This window comes from Nocardioides sp. (assembly GCF_036274455.1).
In the GTDB taxonomy this organism is placed as follows: domain Bacteria; phylum Actinomycetota; class Actinomycetes; order Propionibacteriales; family Nocardioidaceae; genus Nocardioides.
Window position 1 is genome coordinate 1 of record NZ_DASUFR010000008.1, and the last position, 20869, is coordinate 20869.

The window sequence follows — 20869 nt, forward strand, 5'->3', positions numbered from 1 at the left end:
GTCCATGGCCGACCCGTTCGTCGCCGAGATCAGGATCTTCCCCTTCAACTTCGCGCCGAGGGGCTGGGCGTGGTGCGACGGGCAGCTCCTGCCCCTCTCGCAGAACACCGCGCTCTTCTCCCTGCTCGGGACGACCTACGGGGGAAATGGCAAGAGCAACTTCGCGCTGCCGGACCTGCAGGGACGCGCGCCCATGCACCCGGGTCAGGGGCCGGGCCTGTCGCTGCACGACCTCGGCGAGACCGGTGGCTCGGAGTCGGTCACGCTCCTGGAGAGCGAGATCCCCTCCCACAGCCATGCGGTGCGTGCGTCCGGGCAGGACGCGACCACCCGGGTCGTGGCCGGGCAGCTCCCTGCGACCGGCATCGGTGTCAGTCTCTACGCCGCGGCGCCGGGGAACACGACCCTCGCGCCGGAGGCGATCGCGCCGGCCGGCGGTGACCAGCCGCACAACAACATGCAGCCCTACCTGAGCCTCTACTTCAACATCGCCCTGCAGGGCGTCTTCCCCCCGCGGACGTGACGACGACCAGTGCCGGGGCGGTCGCGCTCCGCCCCGCCACCGACGCGGACCGCGACCACCTGCTGGCGGTCTACGGCTCGACCCGGCAGGAGGAGCTCGACCAGGTCGCGTGGCCGGCCGGCGCGAGGGAGGCCTTCCTGGCCCAGCAGTTCGCCGCGCAGGACCACGAGTACCGCCGGCACAACCCCGACGGCAGCTTCGACGTCATCGAGGTCGACGGCGTCCCGGCCGGCCGTCTCTACGTCGACCGCCGCCCGGGCGACCTACGGATCGTCGACATCGCGCTGCTGCCGGCGTACCGCGGTCGCGGGATCGGAGCGATGCTGGTGCGCGGCCTCCAGGAGGAGGCGGCGCGCGAGGGCCGGATCGTCAGCATCCACGTCGAGCACAGCAACCGCGCCGCGGCCCTCTACGAGCGGCTCGGGTTCGCGCTCGCCGAGGACCTCGGTGTCTACCGGCGCATGGAGTGGACGCCGTGACCGGTCGTCGCGCTGGTTCAGGCGAAGACTGCCTCGTAGCGCATCCCCGAGCCGTCCGGACCGATCGGCACCAGGAAGATCTCCAGCCGGCCCAGCTCGTCGTGCTCGACCGGATGGGTCGCCTGCGGCAGAACGGGTTCCAGCGGCCCGCGGAAGACCAGCGCGAACTGCCGGCGCGACTGTCCCTCCGGTCCGGGCCCACCCGCCTCCGCGCCCTCGGTCGCCTCGACCAGCTCGGCGCGGATGCGCACGCCGTCCTCGGCGCCCACCTCGAAGGTCTGGCCCACCCGACCCGAGAACTGGTCGAAAGTCATCCACACCGGCCCGGCCACGGGAGGATGGTAGTGCCGCTCCCGGCCGGGGAGCCGCCCAGGAGGAGCCGATGAGCCGTACCACCCGCCGCACCCTGCTCCGGGCGAGCGCGCTCGGCGCCGCCATCGCGCCGCTGCTCCTGGCGCCGGAGGTGTACGCCGCGGCGACCACCCGCCGCGACCTCTACACGAGGAGCCGCTTCGCGGCGCTGCGTCGCAGGACCTTCCGGCTCGAGGGACCCACGCGGCACTGGCGAGTCAAGCTCACCAAGGTGCGCAACCTGCCCAACTGCTCCCGGCACGACCAGCACGCGTTCAGCCTGACCTTCCGGGCCGGCTCGGCCGGTCCCGAGCAGGGGAGCTACCTGCTGCGCCGCCCGGGCTTCAAGCCGACCACACTCTTCATCGTGCCGAGCGACCGCCGCCGGCGGACCTACGAGGCCGTGGTCTTCCGCAAGCCCTGACCCAACTAGGGTCGGGCCCATGACCGACGACCTGCGCGCGAAGGTGCGCGACCTGATGCCCGGCCTCCGCTCGGACCTCGAGGACCTGGTCCGGATCCAGTCGGTGAGTGCCGACCCCGCCCGCACCGGTGAGGTGTGGCGGTCGGCGGACGCGGTCGCCGACCTGCTCCGCGCCGAGGGCTTCGCGGCGGTCGACATCGTGAGCGCGAACGGCGGCGGCCCGGCCGTGATCGGCCACAAGCCCGGACCCGAGGGCGCTCCGACCGTGCTGCTCTACGCGCACCACGACGTCCAGCCCGAGAACGACCACGCCGACTGGGACAGCCCGCCGTTCGAGCCGACCGAGCGCGACGGCCGGCTCTACGGCCGGGGCGCCGCCGACGACAAGGCCGGGATCGTCACCCACCTCGGCGCGCTGCGGGTCTTCGGCGACGACCTGCCGGTGACGGTGAAGGTGATCGTGGAGGGCGAGGAGGAGGTCGGCTCCGACACGCTTCCGGCGCTGCTCGGCGAGCACAAGGACAAGCTCGAGGCCGACGTGATCGTGATCGCGGACTCCGGCAACTGGGACATCGGCGAGCCGGCCCTGACGACCAGCCTGCGCGGGCTGGTCCGGATGTACGTCGAGGTGCGGACCCTCGACCACGGCGTCCACTCGGGCATGTGGGGCGGGGTCGTGCCGGACGCGCTGATCACGCTCTGTCGGCTGCTGGCCACCCTGCACGACGATGACGGCAACGTCGCCGTCGAGGGCCTCGTCGGCGGTCCGGCCGCCGACGTCACCTACCCCGAGGAGCGGGCGCGGGCCGAGTCCGGGATCGCCGATGGCGTCGAGTGGATCGGCCACGGCTCCATGGTCGAGCGGCTGTGGACCAAGCCGTCGCTGACCGTCACCGGGATCGACGCCCCGCCGGCCCAGGGCGCCAGCAACACCCTGGTGCCCGCGGCCCGGGCGTTCATCTCCATGCGGATCGCCCCCGGCGACTCGACGGCCAACGCCGCGGCCCGGCTCCGCGAGCACCTCGAGAAGCACGTCCCCTGGGGGGCGCAGGTGACCTGCACGCTGTCGGACAAGGGCGAGCCGATCGTCATCGACGCGACCGGGCCGGCCTACGACGCGGCCCGGGCGGCGTTCACCGAGGCCTGGGACGGGGTCGCACCGGTGGACATGGGGGTCGGCGGCTCGATCCCGTTCATCGCCGAGTTCCTGCAGACCTTCCCCGACGCCAGCGTGCTCGTCACCGGTGTCGAGGACCCCGACACCCGTGCCCACGGGGCCAACGAGGGACTCCACCTCGCCGAGTTCGAGCGGGTCGTGCTCGCCGAAGCACTGCTGCTGAGGAACCTCGGCGCGTCGGGATAGTCCGTGACGATCTGGTTGTGGAGAACAGTGTTCGTCCAGCCATTTCGTCACGGACTATCGCGACGGGCGCGGCGCGTTGTGCACAAACAGAAGTGACCTACTACAGTTAGCGAATGCTCCAGCCCGAGGTCCAGGTCACCGTCCCTCCAGCGCGGCCGCTGACCGACACCGGGCCGGTGCGGACCGACGTGGCGGTGGTGGGCGGCGGGGCCAGCGGCACCCTGACCGCCATCCACCTGCTGGCCTCGCGGGCGCACGACCTCACGGTCAGCGTGCACGACGCCTCCGGCGAGATCGGCAAGGGACTGGCCTACGGCACGAGCGACCGCAGGCACCTGCTCAACGTCCGGTCGAGGCACATGAGCGCCTTCCCCGACATCCCGTCCGACCTCGTCGAGTGGGCCCGTCGGACCGGCCGCGAGCCGGACGCGCAGGCGTTCCTGCCCCGCCGTGACTACGCCGTCTACCTTCGCGAGACCATCGACCGGCTTGCTGACGACCGGCTCTCGTTGCGCGCCGAGCGGGTGGTGGACGCCGTACCGACCGACGGCGGCTTCGAGCTGCGCACGATCGGCGGCCGGGTGACCCGGGCCGCCACCGTGGTGCTCGCGCAGGGCAACGAGCGTCCGGCCCGTCTGGCCGTCGAGGGCATCCCGCTGCCGGAGGCCCGCTGGCACCTCCCGGACCCGTGGGACCTCGAGCGGCTCACCGCGCTGCCGCGCGACGCCGCCGTGGTGCTCGTCGGCTCGGGGCTCACCGCGGTCGACGCCGCCATCACGCTGCTCGGCGACGCGCCCGACCGGCGCGTCGTGATGGTCAGCCGCCACGGCCTGCTCCCGGCGGCGCACATCGAGCAGAGCTCCACGGCCTGGCTGAGCCCGGTCCCCTCCGGGCCGGTGACCGCCGACCAGCTGGCCGGGCTGCTGCGCGAGCAGATCGCTGCCGCACGGCGCCAGGGGGTGGACTGGCGGGCCGTGGTCGACGGGCTGCGGGCCCCCACCCAGGGGCTCTGGCAGCGGCTCGACCTCGCCGAGCGCCAGCGGTTCCTTCAGCACTACGCCCGCGAGTGGGAGGTACGCCGGCACCGCATGGCCACCGAGGTCGCCACGGCCCTCGCGACGTACCGCGACGAGGGCCGGCTCCAGGTCCTGGCCGGTGGGGTCGCGGCCGTCACCGACCACGGGTCGCGCTGCGAGCTCGAGCTACCCGCGCTGCCCGACCCGATGTTCGCCGATGCGGTCGTCAACTGCACCGGACCGCAGTCCGACGTGGCCCGGAGCGCCGATCCGCTGGTCCGCTCGCTCGTCGCGAGGGGGCTGCTGACCCCCGACCCGCTCCGGCTCGGTGTCGCCTGTACGCCGGAGGGCGACGTGCTCGACGTCTCGGGCCAGGTCGTGCCCGGCCTCCACGTCGTCGGCCCGCCCCGCAAGGGGGTGCTGTGGGAGACCACCGCGATCCCCGAGATCCGGACCCAGGCCGCCGCGCTGGCCCACCGCCTGCCCGCACAGCGCCACGTGAGGGTCTGAGCCGGGCCGCAGCCGTGGTCTGATGTGGCCCGTGCGACTCGCTGTCTTCCTCGGCTCCTCACCCGGCCCAGCCCGCCACCAGGCCCTGGTGGCCGAGCTCGCAGACGCGCTCGTCGCGCACGGCATCGGCATCGTGTACGGCGGCGCGCAGGTCGGCCTGATGGGGCTGCTGGCCGACCGGGCGATGGCCGCCGGTGGTGAGGTCATCGGCGTGATCCCGCGAGCGGTGTTCGCCCGGGAGGTGCCGCACACCGGTGTCGCACGGCTGATCGAGGTCGACTCGATGCACGAGCGCAAGGCGCGGATGACCGAGCTGGCCGACGGCTTCGTCGCCCTGCCCGGCGGGGTCGGGACCCTCGAGGAGCTGTTCGAGGTCTTCACCTGGCAGCTGCTCGGGCTGCACGGCAAGCCGGTCGCGCTGCTCGACCCCGACGGCTACTACGACCCGCTCGTCGAGCAGCTCGACCGGGTCGTCGCCGAGGGCTACCTGAGTGCGGCGAAGCGCGCGGCCCTGCCGCGGTTCCGCGACGTCGGCGAGCTGCTGGCGTCCTACGACGTCAGGGCCTGACGCCGTCAGGCGGTCGGGAGGAAGACCCGGAAGGTGCTGCCCTCGCCCAGCACGGAGTCGACCTCGATCCGGCCGAGGTGCCTGGTCACGATCCGGTCGACGATCGTCAGCCCCAGCCCGGTGCCGGCCTGCGCCTTCACCTCCGCGGACTCCGAGCGGAAGAACTCCCGGAACAGCTGCTTGCGGTCGCTCTCGGAGATCCCGATGCCCTGGTCCTCGCAGGCCAGCACCACCCACTCCTCGTCGCGCGACAGCGTGACCGTCACCGTGGAGGCGGCGTCGGAGTACTTCAGCGCGTTGGACACCAGGTTGGTCACCAGGATGTCCACCTCCGCCGGGTCGCCCATCGCGACCATCGCCGCCGCGTCGCCCTGGACCTCCACCTTGATCCGGGGCTGGTCGGCGAGCGGGATGAAGTTCACGACGTCCTCGACCGCGCCGAGAACGTCGACCGGGCGGGTGAGCAGCGGCAGGTGCGGGTCACCGACCTTGGCCAGGAGCAGGAGGTCCTCGACCACGCGGACCAGCCGGCTCGCGCCCCGGTTGACCGCGGCCAGCACGTCGAGCGCACCCGGCTCGAGGTCGATGCTCCCGGTGAGGAACTCGATGTTCGCCAGCATCGCCGCCAGCGGGCTCTTCAGCTCGTGGGAGAGGGTCGCGATCAGCTTGCTCTTGTAGTCGTCGAGCGCCTTGAGCTCGCGGACCAGCTCGCGCTCGCGGTCGAGCGCGCGTGCGTTGAGCACCGCCCGGCCCAGGTCGCGGCCGACCTCGAGCGCGGCGTCCACCTCGGCCGGGGTCCACTCGGCGCCGCCGAGCGCCCGGGTCAGGACCAGGCTGCCCAGGCACTCCCGGCCCGCGCCGACCGGGACGAAGAGCAGCGAGCCGACCCCGATCTCCTCGAGGAAGAGCAGGATCTCCTCGAACTCGGGCTCGGACACCTGGGCGACCCGCTCGTCGATCGGGATGTGGCGCGAGACCAGCCCCACCCGCTGGGCCCGCCACGACTCCGACGCCGCACGCTCCGCGATCGCCACCAGGTGCTGCGGCATCTCGATCCGGGCCCCGTCCCCGGAGTAGATGGCGCCCAGTCCGTGCCCGTCCTCGTCGAAGGTGTGGATCCAGCTGCCGAGGCAGCGGAACCCCTCGATCAGGCTGGGCTGGATCTTCTCCAGCATCACGCCGATGTTGCGCTCCCGGGTGGCGTTGCGGACCACCTCGCGGGTGGCCGACAGCACCCGCACCTGGTCGGCGAAGGCCTCCCGCTCGACGGCCACGTAGAGAGCGCGCGCGGCCTGCTCGGCGTACCGGTTGAGGATCCAGCGGTGCGCCTCGTCGGGCCGGCGGCCGTCGCTGGGGCAGTCGATCGAGAGGGTGCCGCGCAGCTCGCCGTCCGGGCCGTAGAGCGGTGCCACCAGCAGGTCCAGCGGCTGCCAGGCGTCGGGCTCGGAGAGAGGCACGATGTCGGGCACCCAGCCCCAGCTCTCGACCTCCGGGTCGAGCGCCTCCTGCGGGACGAACTTGAACATCCCCCAGTCCTCGGCGTGGTCGAGCTCCTCCATCAGCCGAGCGATCGGGGTGAAGGTCCCGAGCAGGGTGTCTCGCGCGTCGTCATCGCCGGCGACGGCCATGACCTGCATGTGCTGGGAGTCGCGCACGACGCTCACGGCGGCCACGTCGAAGCCGGCCAGCTGGGTGATCCCCTCGGCGATGACGAGCAGCGCGTCGCGGGTGGCGGCGTCGGCCCAGCTGGTCGCCTCGTCGGCGACCGCGACCCTGCTGACCGCTGCGTCGGGCGCAGCGTCGGTCAGGGGGTCCATGGGCATGAGGATCCTCGTCAGGAGGCGGGTCGTCAGGATGCAGGGTCGTCAGGAGAGCCGAGAGCTCCCTTGAAGGTTATGTGGTGGACAACGCGGTGTCCGGCGAATCCGTCACGGCCGCCGGTGCGCGCCCGGACCGCCGCCCCGACCGACGCCGACCGACCCCGACCGACCCCGACCGATCCCGATCCACATGGTCCAGACCGCACGTCGATGCCGTGACCTCTGCCGCACCCTCGTACGATGAGGCCGTGCCCTATCTGAGCACCGGCGGCCACCACCCACGACCGCGGCGGGGCGACGGCCGGCTCGGCCACGACCTCGACCCGCACGAGAAGGGCCCGCAGGACGCGTGTGGCGTCTTCGGGGTCTGGGCCCCGGGTGAGGACGTCGCGAAGCTGACCTACTTCGGCCTCTACGCCCTCCAGCACCGCGGCCAGGAGTCGGCCGGCATCGCGGTCAGCAACGGCCGGCAGATCCTGGTCTACAAGGACATGGGGCTGGTCTCGCAGGTCTTCGACGAGACCACCCTCGACTCGCTCAAGGGCCACCTCGCGATCGGCCACTGCCGCTACTCGACGACCGGCGCGAGCACCTGGCAGAACGCCCAGCCGACGTTCAGGCCCACCGCCGACGGGTCGATCGCGCTGGGCCACAACGGCAACCTCATCAACACCCACGAGCTCAGCGAGCTCGTCGAGGCCCTGCCCGACCCGGACGGCGAGCTGCCGCTGCACACCCGTGACGTCGAGGGCTCGACCAACGACACCGGGCTGGTCACCGCGCTCCTCGCCCACCACCCGGACACCTCGCTCGAGCAGCGGGCCCTCGAGGTGCTGCCGATGCTGCGCGGGGCGTTCTCGTTCGTCTGGATGAACGAGGACACGCTGTACGCCGCCCGCGACCCGCAGGGCATCCGGCCGCTGGTGCTGGGCCGGCTCGACCGCGGCTGGGTGGTGGCCTCGGAGGACGCCGCGCTCGCGACGGTCGGCGCCTCCGTCGTCCGCGAGATCGAGCCCGGCGAGCTGGTCGCCGTCGACGAGCACGGGCTGCGCACCCACCGGTTCGCGGAGGCGGAGCGGAAGGGCTGCGTCTTCGAGTACGTCTACCTCGCGCGGCCGGACGCCACCATCAGCGGCCAGAGCGTGCACGCGGCCCGGGTCGAGATGGGCCGGCGGCTGGCCCGCGAGTACCCCGTCGAGGCCGACCTCGTGATGCCGGTCCCCGAGTCGGGCACGCCGGCAGCGGCCGGGTACGCCGAGGAGAGCGGCATCCCGTTCGGCCAGGGGTTCGTCAAGAACGCCTACGTCGGCCGGACGTTCATCCAGCCCAGCCAGACGCTGCGCCAGCTCGGCATCCGGCTCAAGCTCAACGCACTCGAGCACATGGTCCGGGGCAGGCGGCTGGTCGTCGTGGACGACTCGATCGTGCGCGGCAACACCCAGCGCGCCCAGGTCCGGATGCTCCGCGAGGCCGGCGCCCTCGAGGTGCACGTGCGCATCTCCTCGCCCCCGGTGAAGTGGCCGTGCTTCTACGGCATCGACTTCGCCACCCGGGCCGAGCTGATCGCCAACGGCCTCGACGAGGAGGAGATCCGCGCCAGCATCGGCGCCGACAGCCTCGGCTACATCTCGCTCGAGGGGATGATCGAGGCCACCAGGCAGCCCGCCTCGTCGCTGTGCCGGGCCTGCTTCACCGGCGACTACCCGATCCCGCTGCCGGACGAGAGCCTGCTCGGCAAGCACCTGCTGGAGGCGACACTGGCCTCGCCGACGCTCGGTGAGGCGCTGCCCGTGCTGAACAACCCATAGGAGCTGTTCGTGACGGATGCCTATGCCGAGGCCGGGGTCTCGATCGAGTCCGCCGACAAGGCCGTCGAGCTGATGAAGGTCTGGATCGACAAGGCCCGGCGCCCGGAGATGATCGGCGGGATCGGCGGCTTCGCCGGTCTCTTCGACGCCTCCGCGCTCACGTCGTACTCCCGGCCGCTGCTGGCCACCTCGACCGACGGCGTCGGCACCAAGGTGGCGATCGCCCAGGCGATGGACGTGCACGACACGATCGGCTTCGACCTGGTCGGCATGGTCGTCGACGACCTGGTGGTGTGCGGCGCCGAGCCGCTGTTCATGACCGACTACATCGCCTGCGGCCGGGTGGTGCCCGAGCGGATCGCGGCCATCGTCAAGGGGATCGCCGAGGCCTGCGTCGAGGCGGGCTGTGCGCTGGTCGGCGGTGAGACCGCGGAGCACCCCGGGCTGCTCGGTCCGGACGACTACGACGTCGCGGGCGCGACCACCGGTGTCGTGGAGGCCGACCGGCTGCTCGGCCCGGCGCGGGTCCGGCCCGGTGACGCGGTGCTGGCGATGGCGTCGAGCGGGCTGCACTCCAACGGCTACTCGCTGGTCCGGCACGTCGTGGCCAAGGCCGGGTGGACGCTCGACCGGGACGTCCCCGAGCTCGGCCGCACGCTGGGCGAGGAGCTGCTCACCCCGACGCGCATCTATGCCAAGGCCTGCCTGGCGCTCGCCCGCGAGGCCGGCGTGCACGCGATGGCCCACGTGACCGGCGGCGGGCTGGCCGCCAACCTGGCCCGGGTGCTGCCGGTCGAGCTGAGCGCGACCCTGGAGCGGTCGACCTGGACCCCGGCGCCGGTCTTCGACCTGGTCCGCCGGCTCGGCGACGTACCCCAGCCCGACCTGGAGGCCACGCTCAACTGCGGCGTCGGCATGGTCGCGCTGCTCGACCCGGCCTCCGTAGACGCGGCCGTGGGGCTGCTCGGCGAGCACGGGATCGACGCCTGGGTCGCCGGCCGGGTGGCCGCGGCGACCGGGCCGGGCGGGACCGTCGAGCTGGTCGGCCAGCACCCCGGTTGGTAACGACCGCTTCACCGGCGAGGGGCATTTCATACCCTGTGACGAGGATTTCGGATACGGGTGTGCGGGAACAGCCAGGCAACAGGTAGCGTTGGACCCACGAGAATCCTTCTGAGTCCGGGAGCCTGGGTGCCCCGGCATAGCGTGCGAGGGGGCTGGACCCTATGGGCCGCGGCCGAGCAAAGGCAAAGCAGACCAAGGTCGCGCGCGACCTGAAGTACCGCACTCACGAGACGGACTTCGGGGCGCTGGCGCGCGAGCTGCACGGAGACGAGGGGTCTGAGGACTCCGACGGGCTGGACGGCCACGAGGAGTGGTCCGACTACGCCGAGCCGTCTCGCGACTGAGCTCTTCCCGCCGAGCGGGTGATGGCCGGGTGGCTCCCGGCGCGTTGCGGCCTGCCCGTGACGGTCGGCCGCGCGCTCGGGCTCTGCGATTTGCACCGCAAATTCGCCACCAGGAGCCAAGGATGTGGTGCAAATCCGCCAGGCCCGGCCTTTGCCGAGGATTCCCGGCACCAGGTGCCGATTTCCCTCCGCAAACCCACCGATGGGGCCGGTGGGCGCGCGGGCACCCACGGGAAACGTCGGGGTCACCGGATATCCGGTGACCGCTGAGCTTCTGTACCGAGATCTCGGCACAGAAGCGGATGGGTCACTTGATATCCGGTGACCCCTGGGGCGGATGAGGCTGGTGCGACTCAGCCCAGCCAGATGCCCCGCAGCCGGCCGACGTCGTGCATCCGCCGCTCGGCCAGCCGGTCGGCGGCGATGGCCGGGGGGACGTTGTCGCGGCGGGCCAGCTCGAAGACGGCGTAGGTCGTCTCGTAGATTCCGGCGGCGCGCTGGTGGGCGCGGTCGAAGCTGAACCCGTTGGGGTCGAGCTCGTCGGCGACCTGGATCAGGCCCCCGGAGTTCACGCAGTAGTCGGGGGCGTAGAGGATGCCGCGCTCCTCGAGGGCCTTCTCGATGCCGGGGTGGGCGAGCTGGTTGTTGGCGGCCCCGCACACGATCGTCGCGCTCAGCGCCTCGACGACCTCGTCGGTGAGCGCGCCGCCCATGGCGCACGGTGCGTAGACGTCCAGCCGGCTGGCCACCAGCTCCGCGGTGCCGCCCACCGCACGCACCTCGGGGTGCTCGTCGCGGACCCGCTCGACCGCGGAGGCGTTCACGTCGCTGACCACCACGCTGGCGCCGTCCTCGAGGAGGTGGGTCACCAGGTGGTGGCCGACCTTGCCGACGCCGGCCACTCCGACGGTGCGACCCTCGAGGCTCGGGCTGCCCCACTGGAACTGCGCCGCGGCCCGCATGCCCTGGTAGACGCCGTAGGCCGTGAGCACCGAGCTGTCCCCGGCGCCGCCGTGCGCGACCGTGCGGCCGGTGACGTAGGAGCACTCGCGGGCGATGTCGTCCATGTCGGGGGAGAAGGTCCCGACGTCGCAGGCGGTGTAGTAGCGGCCGCCGAGCGACTGCACGAACCGGCCGTACGCGCGGAACAGGGCCTCGGCACCGCCACCGGCGCGCACCCGCGCCGGGTCGCCGATGATGACGGCCTTGCCGCCGCCGAGGTCGAGCCCGGCCAGGGCGGCCTTGTAGGACATGCCGCGCGAGAGGTCGAGGACGTCGGAGAGCGCGGCGGCCGTCGACGGGTAGGGGAAGAAGCGGGTGCCGCCGAGCGCGGGGCCCAGGGCGGTCGAGTGGATCGCGATGATCGCGCGAAGTCCGGTGGCCGGGTCGTTGGCGAAGACGACCTGCTCGTGGTCGTGACCGGCGTCGAAGACGTCCATGCTGGTGAGCTGAGGGTCATGCAGGGACATGGATGGACCCGCTCTTTCTCCTGTGTGGCCACGGGGGTGGTGTGGCGTCGTGTTGTGGTGGTCCGCAGGGGTGGCGCGGACTCTCCTAATGTAGAGCGGGTGACGCCGGCCCGCCGAATGTGGACAATCGTCGAGCCTGTCCACTCGGTCACCTACTTCTCGCCCGAGGGACGTGCGAGGTTCGAGGCCGCCGGCCTCCGAGGCTTCTGGCGCGGCTACTTCGCCTCCCGCTCGGCGCCGCTGGGCCGGGCGCCGGCCGCGGTGACCGTCGCGCTGTTCGCCAACTTCGCTCCGCGCATGGTCGAGCGGGCCATCCCGTCGGTCTGGGAGCTCGCCTCGCCGGCCGAGGCGTTGCAGGCCCGGCTCGAAGGGTCTGTGGCCGCGCTGGACCGGCTCCTCGAGGGGGCCGCCGTCGACGAGGCGGCGTCCCTGCTCCAGTCGGTCGCGGCCGCGGCGCCCACCTCCGGACGGGCCCTCGGCGCCGCGAACGCCGCGCTGCCCTGGCCGGACGAGCCGCTGGCCGTGCTCTGGCAGGCCGCCACCGTCCTGCGCGAGCTGCGCGGCGACGGCCACGTCCTGGCCCAGCTCGCGGTCGGCCTCGACGGGCTCTCGACGATGGTGCTGCGCTCGGGCCACGACCTCGCGCGCGACGTGCTGCAGCCCAACCGCGGCTGGACCGACGAGGAGTGGGCCGCCAGCGGCGAGTCGCTCGCCGCCCGCGGGCTGCTCGGCCCGGACGGGTCGATCACGCCGGCCGGGCTCGAGCTGCTGGACCGGGCCGAGGCGCTGACCGACGAGCTCGCCCAGGAGCCCTGGACCATCGCCGGCCCCGAGACCGCACGACGCTTCGCCGAGCTGGCCGAGCCGCTCGCCCAAGCGACCCGGACGGCGTTGCCGGACGTCAACCCGATCGGGCTGCCGGCGACACCCGGCTAGGACGTGCTCGTCGGCACCCGACATCGGACCGGTGACCATCCGGCTCGTGGCCGCGCGGTGGCGCGAGGCCATCCGCCTCGTCGACGAGGGCGGGGCCCGCGACGACACGGACATCCTCGTCGCCTGGAGGACGTCCGGCCGACCGCGGTGGTCGTAGCCAGTCGGCGCTCAGACCTCGCGTGAGCTGAGCACGCAGAACTCGTTGCCCTCCGGGTCCGCGAGCACCGTCCATGACGCGTCGCTCGGCTGGCCGACGTCGACACGCGTGGCGCCGAGACCCTCGAGGCGCGCGATCTCCGCGTCGCGATCCTGGCTGATGTGTGGAGCGAGGTCGATGTGGAGCCGGTTCTTCTCGCGCTTGCCCCCGGATGCAGGCACGAAGACGATTCCGGGGCCGACCTGCTCCCACGGCGTCTGCTCGACCACCGTGTCGTCGGCCCACGACGGGACGATCACACACTCCTTGGCCGACTCGTGGATGATCGTCCAGTCCATGGCCCGTGCCCACCACGCCGCCTGCTTCCGCACGTCAAGGCAGTCGACCACCAGCGTGTACCAGCGCAGCGCCATGTCAGCCGAGCCGATCGAGGTGGGCGGTGTCGTCGGCAGTCACCAACCCATGATGCGGGTCCGGCCGTCCCCGGAGCATCCGGGTTTCCGAGCCGTGAGCGATCAGCTGACGAGGGTGGCGACGGCGTATGCCGCCGCGAACGCCGCCGCGAAGACCAGCAGCGTGACCAGGGTCAGCAGGACCGGCAGCCGGCGCCGCGCGCGTGGCTCGGGCAGCGGGGAGTAGGTCGTGTCCGGCGTCTGGTAGCGGGTGGTGGGCCGGGCCGGTCCGGCGGGCGCCGAGGCGGTGACTGGCAGAGCGCTCCGCAGCGCGTCGACGAAGGCGTCCATCGACGGGTAGCGGGCCTCCGGCGCCGGGTCGAGGGAGCGGAGCAGTACCTCGTCGACCTCACGAGGCAGCTCCGGGTTGAGCCGGGACGCTGCCACCGGCAGCGTCGCGTGCGCCAGCTCCGCGACGGTCCCCTCGCGCGGGAGTGCGCCGGTGAGCATCTGGTAGGTCACCGCGGCGAGCGCGTGGACGTCGGCGCGCGCGTCGATGGTGCCGCCGGTGGCCTGCTCGGGCGCCATGTAGGCCGGGGTCCCCACCACCTGGGTCAGCCCGGAGGCGTGCAGCATCGCCTTGGCCACCCCGAGGTCGGCGACCAGGAGGCGGTCGCCGGCCGAGCCGGCGGAGCGGAGCAGCAGGTTCTGCGGCTTGATGTCGCGGTGCACGACGCCGTTCTCGTGCAGCACCGCGAGCCCGAGGCCGGCCTGTGTGACGAGGTCGACGGTGCGCGCCACGGTGAGGGGTACGCCGGGCGTCAGGTGGCGCGCCAGCGAGCCCTGGTCGGCGTAGGTCATCACGAAGTAGGGCGTGCCGTCGACCTCGCCGATGTCGTAGACCCGCACGATGTGGTCGGAGTCGGCGCGGCGCAGGATCCGGGCCTCCTCCAGGAACCGCTCGCGCACGTCGAGCCGCTGCGCCCAGTTCTCGGCCAGCGCCTTGATCGCGACGTCGGAGTCGAGCTCGGAGTCGTGGTAGAGCCAGACCGTCGCGAACCCGCCCTCACCGAGGCGCTCGACGCGCTCCAGTCGGCCCAGACGGGTGGGAAGTGACACGGCGCCATGGTCCCAGACCTCCGAGGGACCGCGGGCCGCGCCTGACGAGGCGGCGCGGCCCGCGGCCGTCCCCCGGAGCAGCCGGGCTGCCCGCCGTGGCAGAGCCTCACGCAGACGTGCTGCTCTCACCTGACTGACGGGCTGCGCGGAGGATCGGTTGGGTGCCTCTATCGTGAAACGCGTGGAGGCGGACGATCTCGACGACCTGGCGCTGCGCGCGGCCGGCGGCGACCGGGTCGCGCTGGAGCAGGTCCTGGCCGAGGTCCAGCCCCGGGTGCGCCGGATCTGCGGACGGATGCTGCTCTTCCCCGAGGACGCCGAGGAGGCGACGCAGGACGCGCTGCTGCTCGTGGCCACCAAGATCGACCAGTTCAAGGGGCGCAGCCGGTTCACCACGTGGCTGCACGCGGTCGCGTCCAACAGCGCCCGGTCGACCTACCGCTCCCTGAAGCGCCGCGCCGCCGAGCGGCCGACCGACGAGCTGCCGGTGCACGCCGACCCGAGGACCACCAGCGTGATCGCCGGGAGCCGGCTCGACCTGCTCGACGCGCTCGAGGTCGTCGGCACCGACCACCCCGAGCTCGTCGAACCGCTGGTGCTGCGCGACGTGCAGGAGCTCGACTACAACGAGATCGCGGCCCTGCTCGACGTCCCGCTCGGCACCGTCAAGTCGCGGATCCACTCCGCCCGCAACGCGGTCCGGCCGCTGCTCAAGGTCTCGGACTGAGCTCGCGCTGGATCACGACCTCGCCGTGGCTCCCGTAGCCGACGAGGCGGCCCCCGTGGTGCGCGCCGTTGAAGCCGACCAGGAGGCGCGGACCCTCCAGCTCCACGATGGTCGGCCACGGGATGTTGGTGGGGTACGCCGCCTCGAGGCTCCCCACCTCGCGCAGCTCCAGGTCGAGCACCGGGTAGCAGCGGCGCCGCTTGTCGCTGGCGAGCACCCGCCGTTCCCCGTCCAGCGTCGCGATCGTGGTGCCCTCGGTCTCGGGTCCGGACCCGACCCCTCTCACCGACAGCTCGTCCAGTGACGGGCCGGCGGCGAGCACGGGATGGAACCGGAAGTACCTCGTCGCACTCACGTACCCGACCAGCCAGCCGTCGTCGCTGCGCACCAGGTGCGGGTCCCACACGCCGACCGACCGGAAGCCGTCGGTGGGCAGCGCCAGCGGCCGGCCGTCGAGCACGTGCACCCCGCGCGTGAGGTCGGCCGTCGACTCCGCGACGGTGACCCGGACCGGCCGCTCGCGCCGGTCGAAGTCACCCCACGTGCTGCTGGCCAGCAGCCACCGCCCGCCGTCGCGGACCAGGTGCGCTGCATGGTCGCCGTGGACACCGCCGCGGCGCACGAACAGGTCGGCTCGGTGCTCGAGCTCCAGCGTCGACGGGTCCAGGGCCCACACCGAGCAGTGCCCGCTCGGGAAGCCGCCGGGACCCGCGCTGGTCGCGGTGAGCAGGACCGAGCCGTCGTCGGTGTACGCCGACCCGTCGGCGTGGCTGACCACACGCAGGTCCCGCAGGCCGAGCTGCCCGAACCGGCCCAGCTCGTGCGAGGCGCTCAGCCCGGCCAGCCACGCCTCGTCGTGGACGTCGTGCCGGCCGGTCAGGTCGTAGCGGGCCCGGGCCACCCACGCGCCCGCCTCCCGCGTGAAGGCCGTGACGTGCGGCCCGGTCAGCGTCAGCCCGACCGCCTCGACCAACGCCTGGGGCTGCCCGCTGCGCCTGCTCCGGTGGGTCGTGCACCGGTGGGTCGTGGTCGGGCCCCCCGTGCCGACGTGCAGGGTCACCCGGTCGCCGAACGTCGCCTCGAGGGTGACCGCGCCGCTGCTGAGGGTGAGCGCCGGACGGCCGGGCGCGGTCACCGCGGCGTACGGCGCCCGGACCGGTCCGGGCACCGCCAGCGCAACCGGCCGCCGGCGGGCGACGACCTCGAACCGCGGCAGCACCCCGGGATTGTGTCAGCGTCCCCGGTCGCGGCCTGCGTCTGTGGGACCCTCGCGCAGTGAACGCGGGCGAGGGCCAGGGCGTCGACCACGACGAGTGCTTCATCTCGGTCGACGTCGAGACCGGCGGCGCCACCCCCGGCGACTACGCGCTGCTGGCGATCGGTGCCTGCCTGGTCGACGATCCGGAGACGACCTTCTACGTCGAGCTGCGGCCCGAGGACAAGCGGATCACCGTCGAGGCGCTCGAGGTCAGCAAGCTCTCGGTCGACATCCTGAAGACGATGGGCGAGCCTCCGGACAGCGCGATGAAGCACTTCGCCGGCTGGGTGGCCGACGTGGTCCCCGCCGGCGGCCGGCCGGTCTTCGTGGGGTTCAACGCGCCGTTCGACTGGATGTTCGTGGCCGACTACTTCGAGCGCTACGTCGGTCGCAACCCGTTCGGCTACACCGCCATCGACATCAAGGCGTTCGCCATGGGCCGGCTGGGCAGCACCTGGGCCGAGACGAGCATGAGCGTGCTGGGGCCGAAGTACTTGTCAGGACGGCCCCTGGCCCATCACGCTCTGTCCGACGCGCAGGACCAGGCTGCCCTGTTCCGGGCCTTGTACGCCGAGCCTGCGCACCGCCACGAGGACTAGACAACAGGGATCGCCATGACCGACACCATCTCCGCCGGCTCGGGCGGCGGTGTCAACGAGGCAGACGACGTCACCAGGCTGGTCGAGTCCGCCCAGCGGATCGGCATCGAGCTCGACGCCGCCGACACCGAGCGCTGGCTGGCGGCGATGACCAAGGAGGAGGGGGTCGAGACCTCCGACATCGTCATCGACGAGAACGACGGCGTCTTCGGCCACCGCATCAGCATGCTCGACTTCAGCCCGGCCGATCTCGCTCGGTTCCGCCGGATCGGCCAGATCGTCGAGGTGAAGGGGCCCGAGGGGGTCGCCGAGGGCGCGCTGGCACTGTCCGGCTCCGCCGCGCAGTCGAAGATCCAGACCCACCCCGGTGACGCGGACTTCTTCCAGCGGCTCAACATCTTGGCCGAGAGCCGTGACGAGGCCTGCTCGATCCTCGCGACGCTGATGAAGGAGCACGTGCTGGCCCACGAGAGCGGGCCGACCTACCAGTTCATCGAGGCCAAGTGGAGCTCGTTCGCCTTCGACTGCATGCACCGCGGAGCGCCGCAGCGCAAGGGCAGCCCGATCTCGTGGAAGCTCGACGAGGTCAAGGCGGGGCGGATCGAGGTCGAGGTCGACGGGCAGTGGTACACGATCGACTGGGACGACGTCGCCACCGAGCCGGGGTGGTGCAAGCTCGACTGGGTGGTCGCCGACCCCGACCAGAAGCGGCTCACCAACGCCAGCAACGTCATCGACGTGACCTGGGAGTCGCCGGCCGGCGACATCGTGCCGCTGGACGGCTACCTCGACGCCTACTTCCAGGAGGTCTACCTCGACGCCGGCCAGCTGCCGACCTTCACCAAGGTCGTGCAGCACGTGTCGGGCAACGCCCTCGACGAGTACATCGACTCTCTCGAGGGTGAGGTCCGCAAGTACCTCGCCGCCGACCACGCCAACTACGGCAAGGCGGCCAAGCGGATGTACAACGTCTTCCGGCTCACCGGGCGCACGTTCGACGCGGCCTACCTCCGCGAGCTCTTCGACGAGCCGACCACCATGCTCTACCAGGTCTGGTCGCTGATCGGGACCCTGGAGAACGCCGCCACCCCAGGCTCGTCGATCTCGCCGGAGACCGTGCAGACCCAGACCGACGAGCTCGTGCTGACCGTCGTCAGGGCCCTGGACGGCGTCCAGGAGGCCGAGCTGGTGGCAGCGTTGCTGAAGCTGAGGGTCGCCCTCGAGGAGACCAACCGGGGCGGTGCGTCGGCCGAGGCCGGCGAGGTCGAGATCGAGTCGGCGAAGGTCCAGGTGGTGAACCTGATCAACAACTTCTTCCACGAGCGCCTGGTCGCGGTGCCATCGATCAAGGCCTACATGGACTCCCTGGCCGCGCGGGAGCCGGCCTGACCGGTCTCAGGCGTCGCGCGCCTCGGCTCGTCGGTGGTGGCCGGCGCGTGGCCGTCTGCGTCGACTCCGTGGTCCACGAGCTCCACGCACGTGCGCAGACGCGGTCCGCTCCCCATGATCATGTCGGTCCCCCATGTGACCGCTGGCCCCTGCGGTCCCCACGGCCCGCTCCCCGAGACCAGCAGGCCCATGATCCCGCGCCCGCTCGGTCCTGTCAGGAGAAGCCGCCGGGGGTCCAGACCGCACCGGGCCGAGAACCTCAGGTGGAGGGCTGGGGGGGCTTCGCCTTGCACTCGATCGTCGGGTTCACGCCGGCGTAGTTGAGGGGGCCGGCCAGGATCGTCAGGCCGGCGTCCGCGTTGGTCTTGCAGTTGACCGCGCGGTCGTTGCCGAAGTAGCCGCGCTGGCCCGCGGCGGCCGCGCCGAGGACCAGCCAGGCGGCGAGCAGCACACCGATGGCGAGCCTCATCGTCCAACTCCCTCCCGAGGGCGGCTAGACCGTACGGCCCGGGACCGCCGAGCTCCTTGTCTCAGAGTGGCACCACGCAGGGCGCTCCGCGGGGAAATTCGCGAATGCGGCAGGGGTGAGTTGCGGCCCTCAGTAGGCGATCCGGAACGACGTTGCGCCGGTCTCCGCGGCGTCCTCGAGCTCGACCCGGTCGACCCGCGCCGCGGGCGGGCCGTGCCGCAGCCACTCCACCAGTTCTGCGACCGCGTCGTCCGGGCCCTCGAGGTGGGCCGTGAGGGTGCCGTCCGGCTCGTTGCGAACCCAGCCGGCCACCCCCAGGCGGTCCGCCTCGCGGGCGGCGTACCACCGGAACGAGACACCCTGCACCCGGCCGCCGACCCGGACCTCGACCGCACGCATCTGCCCATGCTGGCAGCCCGAGGCCGCGACCAGAGGGTATTGACGCGTCGGGCTCGGCAGGACACGGTGTTGCGCCATGGAGCGCGTCCCGCACGAGAACGCCGCGACCGTCCTGGTCGACCCGCGCGTGCTGCGCGACCTCGAGGTCCACCTGATGACCCAGGACCTGAGGCTGTGGCCGGTGGCCACTGCGCCGATCTGCGCCGACGGACCCCGGACGGCGTTCCAGATCCGGCGCCGGATGCTGACCGCTCGCCGCGGCGAGTGGGACGACGCCGCGGAGTGGGTGCCGGTCTGGATCTGCTTCGGGGAGAGCTGGTACCACGGCGCGGAGCCGCTCCCGTGGACGGCGCACCAGGCGCTCTACCGGACGCTCGAGCGGTACGCCGGACACGTCCACTACCGGCGGGGGCTGGGTGGGGTGCCCCGGCTGACCGTCCCCAGGGAGCTCGCAGGCTGATCAGGCGGCCGATCACCCCGCGCGTGGCACGCTGTGCGCGTGAAGGTCGATCTGACCGTGTTGGCGATCCCGGCCTACTTCGCCGCGATCGGCGCGGAGTACTCCTGGCAGCGGGCGCACCCGGTCGAGCCGGGCACCCGCGCTGGTGACTACCAGACCGCCGACACCCTGGCCAGCCTGGCCATGGGGCTGGGCAGCCTGGTCGCGCCGTACGTCGCGCGGAAGGCGCTCGACCCGGTCACGCCGGGCAAGGGCAGGTACGGCAGGGCGCTGCTCGCCGCCGGCGCCACCGCGGCCCTGTTGACCACGGTCGGCGACGTCGTGCGCCGCCGGGTGCGCGACGGCCGGCTGCCGGAGCCGCAGACCGTCCCGGACGACGTGCGCGAGGTCCAGGAGGAGCTCGCCGCGCTGCGGCTCGCGCCGGCGGTCCCGCGTGCCGAGCGCCCGGCCCGGTCCCTGCCGCGCCGGGTCCACGGCGGGCTGGCGGTCGCCGCGGTCGCGGGTGGGGCGCTCACCGTCTCGACCGTGTGGGCCGCCCGGACGTCCGCGAGGTCGTTCTTCGACCGCTCCTGGCTCGACCTCGGCACCGCATGGCCGGCCTGGGCGGCGGCGATCCTCGGCTGGGACTTCATCTACTACTGGAACCACCGGTTCATGCACGAGTCGCGCTGGCTGTGGGCGGTCCACGTCGCGCACCACTCGAGCCAGCGCTACAACCTCTCCACGGCGCTGCGGCAGCCGGTGGCGGAGTCGGTCACGATCGCGATCCCTTACTCACTGCTCGCGCTCGCCGGGGTCCGGCCCGCGATGATCGAGCAGGCCCGGGCGCTCAACCTGATCTACCAGTTCTGGATCCACACCGAGGCGATCCGCACCATCGGACCGTTCGAGCGGGTGCTGAACACCCCGTCGCACCACCGCGTGCACCACGGCTCGAACCGGCGCTACCTCGACCGCAACCACGGCAGCATCCTCATCATCTGGGACAAGCTGTTCGGCACCTTCGAGCCGGAGTCGGAGCCGGTCGTCTACGGGCTGACCCGCAACATCGACAGCTACAACCCGGTCGTCATCGGCACCCACGAGCTGGTCGACATCGCCCGCGACGTGGCCGGGGCCGACACCTGGCGCGACCGCATCTCGTTCCTCGTGCGCGGGCCCGGCTGGGCCTACGCGCACCGGCCGGCCGGCGTGCCGGACCACGAGCCGGCCGGCGTCGCCTGA

General features: G+C 72.5%; 24 protein-coding genes. 16 read left to right on the forward strand and 8 right to left on the reverse strand.

What is annotated here, in order from left to right:
• Together VFV89_RS00465 and VFV89_RS00470 are read left to right on the forward strand one after the other, a co-directional pair.
• Positions 1-523 (forward strand): phage tail protein (locus VFV89_RS00465; protein ID WP_329703921.1); only part of this gene is annotated, 523 nt, incomplete at its 5' end.
• Complete coding sequence (locus VFV89_RS00470; RefSeq protein WP_329703922.1) at positions 520-1002, forward strand: GNAT family N-acetyltransferase; 483 nt, start codon at positions 520-522, stop codon at positions 1000-1002. The genes VFV89_RS00465 and VFV89_RS00470, both read left to right, overlap by 4 nt.
• 17 nt (positions 1003-1019) lie before the next feature.
• On the opposite strand, the gene VFV89_RS00475 is transcribed toward VFV89_RS00470, so the two are convergent.
• Positions 1020-1334 carry a DUF6916 family protein gene (locus VFV89_RS00475; RefSeq protein ID WP_329703923.1) on the reverse strand — a complete coding sequence of 105 codons (315 nt, stop codon included), beginning with the start codon at positions 1332-1334 and terminating at the stop codon, positions 1020-1022.
• A 50-nt stretch (positions 1335-1384) separates the two neighbouring features.
• Here VFV89_RS00475 and VFV89_RS00480 point away from each other — a divergent pair, with 50 nt between their 5' ends.
• The 4 genes from VFV89_RS00480 (at position 1385) to VFV89_RS00495 (ending at position 5234) form a co-directional block, all read left to right on the forward strand.
• Positions 1385-1777, forward strand: coding sequence for a DUF6916 family protein (locus VFV89_RS00480; RefSeq protein WP_329703924.1), 393 nt, complete (start codon positions 1385-1387; stop codon positions 1775-1777).
• Positions 1778-1796: 19 nt separating this feature from the next.
• Entirely contained in the window at positions 1797-3140 is a 1344-nt protein-coding gene (locus VFV89_RS00485) for a dipeptidase (protein ID WP_329703925.1), read from the forward strand.
• Between the two features lie 113 nt (positions 3141-3253).
• A complete protein-coding gene (locus VFV89_RS00490) occupies positions 3254-4666 on the forward strand; it encodes an FAD/NAD(P)-binding protein (protein WP_329703926.1) in 1413 nt (470 codons plus the stop codon).
• Between the two features lie 31 nt (positions 4667-4697).
• Positions 4698-5234, forward strand: a complete 537-nt coding sequence (locus VFV89_RS00495) for a TIGR00730 family Rossman fold protein (RefSeq protein ID WP_329703927.1) — start codon at positions 4698-4700, stop codon at positions 5232-5234.
• A gap of 5 nt (positions 5235-5239) precedes the next feature.
• On the opposite strand, the gene VFV89_RS00500 is transcribed toward VFV89_RS00495, so the two are convergent.
• Positions 5240-7057 (reverse strand): HAMP domain-containing sensor histidine kinase, encoded by a 1818-nt coding sequence (locus VFV89_RS00500; protein WP_329703928.1) that lies wholly within the window; start codon positions 7055-7057, stop codon positions 5240-5242.
• Positions 7058-7302: 245 nt separating this feature from the next.
• Between VFV89_RS00500 and purF the strand changes: the two genes are divergently transcribed.
• The 3 genes from purF (at position 7303) to VFV89_RS00515 (ending at position 10271) form a co-directional block, all read left to right on the forward strand.
• On the forward strand, positions 7303-8862 hold the full coding sequence (gene purF / locus VFV89_RS00505) for an amidophosphoribosyltransferase (RefSeq protein WP_329703929.1): 1560 nt from the start codon (positions 7303-7305) through the stop codon (positions 8860-8862).
• A 9-nt stretch (positions 8863-8871) separates the two neighbouring features.
• Complete coding sequence (gene purM, locus VFV89_RS00510; protein ID WP_329703930.1) at positions 8872-9927, forward strand: phosphoribosylformylglycinamidine cyclo-ligase; 1056 nt, start codon at positions 8872-8874, stop codon at positions 9925-9927.
• Positions 9928-10088: 161 nt separating this feature from the next.
• Positions 10089-10271 (forward strand): DUF3073 domain-containing protein, encoded by a 183-nt coding sequence (locus VFV89_RS00515; RefSeq protein WP_329703931.1) that lies wholly within the window; start codon positions 10089-10091, stop codon positions 10269-10271.
• Between the two features lie 353 nt (positions 10272-10624).
• Here VFV89_RS00515 and VFV89_RS00520 read toward each other — a convergent pair whose 3' ends face one another.
• Complete coding sequence (locus VFV89_RS00520; protein WP_329703932.1) at positions 10625-11740, reverse strand: Glu/Leu/Phe/Val family dehydrogenase; 1116 nt, start codon at positions 11738-11740, stop codon at positions 10625-10627.
• Positions 11741-11839: 99 nt separating this feature from the next.
• On the opposite strand from VFV89_RS00520, the gene VFV89_RS00525 reads away from it, so the two are divergent.
• Both VFV89_RS00525 and VFV89_RS00530 read left to right on the forward strand, forming a co-directional pair.
• Positions 11840-12676 (forward strand): SCO6745 family protein, encoded by an 837-nt coding sequence (locus VFV89_RS00525; protein ID WP_329703933.1) that lies wholly within the window; start codon positions 11840-11842, stop codon positions 12674-12676.
• Between the two features lie 31 nt (positions 12677-12707).
• A complete protein-coding gene (locus VFV89_RS00530) occupies positions 12708-12833 on the forward strand; it encodes a hypothetical protein (RefSeq protein ID WP_329703934.1) in 126 nt (41 codons plus the stop codon).
• Positions 12834-12844: 11 nt separating this feature from the next.
• Here the strand turns inward: VFV89_RS00530 and VFV89_RS00535 are convergent, their stop codons facing one another.
• Together VFV89_RS00535 and VFV89_RS00540 are read right to left on the reverse strand one after the other, a co-directional pair.
• On the reverse strand, positions 12845-13246 hold the full coding sequence (locus VFV89_RS00535) for a VOC family protein (RefSeq protein ID WP_329703935.1): 402 nt from the start codon (positions 13244-13246) through the stop codon (positions 12845-12847).
• Positions 13247-13348: 102 nt separating this feature from the next.
• Complete coding sequence (locus VFV89_RS00540) at positions 13349-14344, reverse strand: serine/threonine-protein kinase (RefSeq protein ID WP_329703936.1); 996 nt, start codon at positions 14342-14344, stop codon at positions 13349-13351.
• Positions 14345-14525: 181 nt separating this feature from the next.
• Here VFV89_RS00540 and VFV89_RS00545 point away from each other — a divergent pair, with 181 nt between their 5' ends.
• Positions 14526-15071, forward strand: a complete 546-nt coding sequence (locus VFV89_RS00545) for an RNA polymerase sigma factor (RefSeq protein ID WP_329703937.1) — start codon at positions 14526-14528, stop codon at positions 15069-15071.
• Here the strand turns inward: VFV89_RS00545 and VFV89_RS00550 are convergent.
• Positions 15055-16290: a hypothetical protein gene (locus VFV89_RS00550; protein WP_329703938.1), complete on the reverse strand. Its 1236-nt coding sequence runs from the start codon at positions 16288-16290 to the stop codon at positions 15055-15057. The two genes, VFV89_RS00545 and VFV89_RS00550, sit on opposite strands and share 17 nt — an antisense overlap.
• 56 nt (positions 16291-16346) lie before the next feature.
• On the opposite strand from VFV89_RS00550, the gene VFV89_RS00555 reads away from it, so the two are divergent.
• Both VFV89_RS00555 and VFV89_RS00560 read left to right on the forward strand, forming a co-directional pair.
• Positions 16347-16928, forward strand: coding sequence for a 3'-5' exonuclease (locus VFV89_RS00555; RefSeq protein ID WP_329703939.1), 582 nt, complete (start codon positions 16347-16349; stop codon positions 16926-16928).
• A 15-nt stretch (positions 16929-16943) separates the two neighbouring features.
• Entirely contained in the window at positions 16944-18317 is a 1374-nt protein-coding gene (locus tag VFV89_RS00560) for a hypothetical protein (protein ID WP_329703940.1), read from the forward strand.
• Between the two features lie 259 nt (positions 18318-18576).
• On the opposite strand, the gene VFV89_RS00565 is transcribed toward VFV89_RS00560, so the two are convergent.
• The gene (locus VFV89_RS00565) at positions 18577-18786 is read right to left on the reverse strand and encodes a hypothetical protein (RefSeq protein ID WP_329703941.1); all 210 of its coding nucleotides are present in this window, start codon (positions 18784-18786) and stop codon (positions 18577-18579) included.
• A 129-nt stretch (positions 18787-18915) separates the two neighbouring features.
• Positions 18916-19185, reverse strand: coding sequence for an acylphosphatase (locus VFV89_RS00570; protein ID WP_329703942.1), 270 nt, complete (start codon positions 19183-19185; stop codon positions 18916-18918).
• Positions 19186-19261: 76 nt separating this feature from the next.
• Here VFV89_RS00570 and VFV89_RS00575 point away from each other — a divergent pair, with 76 nt between their 5' ends.
• Positions 19262-19645 carry a hypothetical protein gene (locus tag VFV89_RS00575; protein WP_329703943.1) on the forward strand — a complete coding sequence of 128 codons (384 nt, stop codon included), beginning with the start codon at positions 19262-19264 and terminating at the stop codon, positions 19643-19645.
• Positions 19646-19684: 39 nt separating this feature from the next.
• On the forward strand, positions 19685-20869 hold the full coding sequence (locus VFV89_RS00580) for a sterol desaturase family protein (RefSeq protein ID WP_329703944.1): 1185 nt from the start codon (positions 19685-19687) through the stop codon (positions 20867-20869).